The organism is Shimia sp. (assembly GCF_041624275.1).
In the GTDB taxonomy this organism is placed as follows: domain Bacteria; phylum Pseudomonadota; class Alphaproteobacteria; order Rhodobacterales; family Rhodobacteraceae; genus Shimia.
Map to the genome: position 1 here is coordinate 1 of NZ_JBFJVE010000299.1, position 2,188 is coordinate 2,188.

Genomic DNA, 2,188 nt, shown 5'->3' on the forward strand with positions numbered 1-2,188 from the left:
CACGGCCTCGAAATAGGCGGCGCTTTCGGCATCTGCGGTCAGAACGCTGGCGTCATAATCGCTGAGCCCGAAGCTGTCGATGAAACGCGCCTTCTTGGCGTCGGGCAGTTCCGGCAGCTTGCCGGCGATCTCGTCGACCCAGGCCTGCTCGATCTCGAGCGGCAGCAGGTCGGGATCGGGGAAATAGCGGTAATCATGCGCCTCTTCCTTGGAGCGCATCGAGCGGGTTTCGTTCTTGTCCGGGTCGTAAAGGCGGGTTTCCTGATCGACTTTTCCGCCCCCTTCGACGATGCGGATCTGGCGCTCGGCCTCGATCATGATCGCCTGCTGGATAAAGCGCATCGAGTTCATGTTCTTGATCTCGCAGCGGGTGCCCAGATGCGAGAAATCTTGGGTCGCCATGTATTTCTCGTAGGCGCCGGGACGGCAGATCGACACGTTGACGTCGGCGCGCAGGTTGCCGTTCTGCATGTTGCCGTCGCAGGTGCCCAGATAGCGCATGATCTGGCGCAGCTTGGCGATATAGGCGGCGGCCTCTTCGGGGCCGCGGATGTCGGGGCGCGAGACGATCTCCATCAGCGCCACGCCGGTGCGGTTGAGATCGACAAAGGACATGTTGGGGTCCATGTCGTGGATCGACTTGCCGGCGTCCTGCTCGAGGTGGATGCGCTCGATGCGCACGGTGCGCGCGGTGCCGTCGCCCAGTTCCACCAGCACTTCGCCCTCGCCGACGATCGGGTGGTAAAGCTGCGAGATCTGATAGCCCTGTGGTAGGTCGGGATAGAAATAGTTCTTGCGGTCGAAGGCCGAGTTGAGGTGGATTTCTGCCTTGAGACCAAGCCCGGTGCGCACCGCCTGGGCGACGCATTCCTCGTTGATCACCGGCAGCATCCCCGGCATGCCGGCGTCGACGAAGGCCACATTGCTGTTGGGCTCGGCGCCGAATTTCGTCGAGGCGCCCGAGAACAGCTTGGCATTGGTCGAGACCTGAGCATGCACCTCCATGCCGATGACCAGTTCCCAGTCATGTTTGGCGCCCGCGATCACCTTGGGCTTGGGGCTGTCATATGTCAGGTCGAGCATCTGCCGAACTCCTTGAAACGCAACTGCACGGCGTTCTAGGGCAGGGCGCCGGCCGGAGCAAGGGGGCGGGAGGCGCTCAGAGCCGGATTTGGCTGATCCCATCGGGCGAGAACTGCACCGCATGGCCGTCCTGAAGGCTCTTGAGGAAGGGCATGGCAACGGCGGCGAGGCCGGTCTGATGCCCCTTGCGGGCGAGGCGCTGCGGCGAGATCAGCCGCGCGGTGTTCTCGAAACCGATCTCGGCATGGCCCCAGACCAGCGGGTGCAATTCGCGCAGGTGGTCGCGCACGAGGGTTTCGAAGCCGGTCCGCAGCCTTGGGGCCAGATCGGGGTGGCGGCCGTTCGCCCGATGGCGGTCGCGGGTGATCTGCCAGCTCTTGTAGAGATGCGCGGCAAGCAGGTTGGCGGTATATTGATCGGGGCGGCGGGCCAGGATGTCGCCCAGACCGTCAAGGAAATACTCGGCCTCGACATGATCGAACCCGTCCGGATCGACCAGAAGCGCGTCGAACCAGACCCAGGCATAGGCGCCATTGCCCCAGACCTCCTGAAAGGTCGCCGCAGCGCGCCGGGCCTCGAGGTCGAGCCGGTCGAAATCGCCATACCAGCGCGGCAGCAGGTAATTGCCGAGGCTGCGCATGTGGCGCGGGTTGTGCGGATCAGCGGCAAACAGCGATTCGAATTCGCGGATCAGCCTAAAGCCGGGGTCTTCGCGGCCGGGCAGCAGGGCGCAGCGGGCCGCCAGCAGGGCCGCCGACCGGGTTTCATCGGGGCAATGTTCGGCAAGAATTTCGGCGGCACGGGCGAAATGGGCTTCGAAGGCCTCGCGGTTGAGGTCGCTCATGGACTCGTTTCCGGCGGTGCCGCGCCATGCCCATCCGATGTCGATATGCATATGCGCCACGATCAGCGCCGTCGCATAGCAGCCGGGGCGCTCCATCAGCACGGTTTCCATCGCTTCGATGCCGGAAATGAAATCGCAATCGGGGGCCGGCCGGCCATGCAGCAGCGCATGTTCGGCGGCGCCGACCACATCGGCGCGCGCGCCATAGGCCATCAGCTCGGCCAGGGGGGTGCCGCCGGCGGTGGCCATTCGGGTCCGGTC

General features: G+C 64.7%; 2 protein-coding genes. Both read right to left on the reverse strand.

Translation table 11 applies throughout. The annotated features are described in order from the left end of the window. A partial coding sequence (gatB, locus tag ABZD10_RS15365; RefSeq protein WP_372887863.1) for an Asp-tRNA(Asn)/Glu-tRNA(Gln) amidotransferase subunit GatB occupies nt 1-1,083 on the reverse strand: 1,083 nt, incomplete at its 3' end. 76 nt (nt 1,084-1,159) lie between these two features. Beyond that, nucleotides 1,160-2,188 (reverse strand): hypothetical protein (locus tag ABZD10_RS15370; protein WP_372887865.1); only part of this gene is annotated, 1,029 nt, incomplete at its 5' end.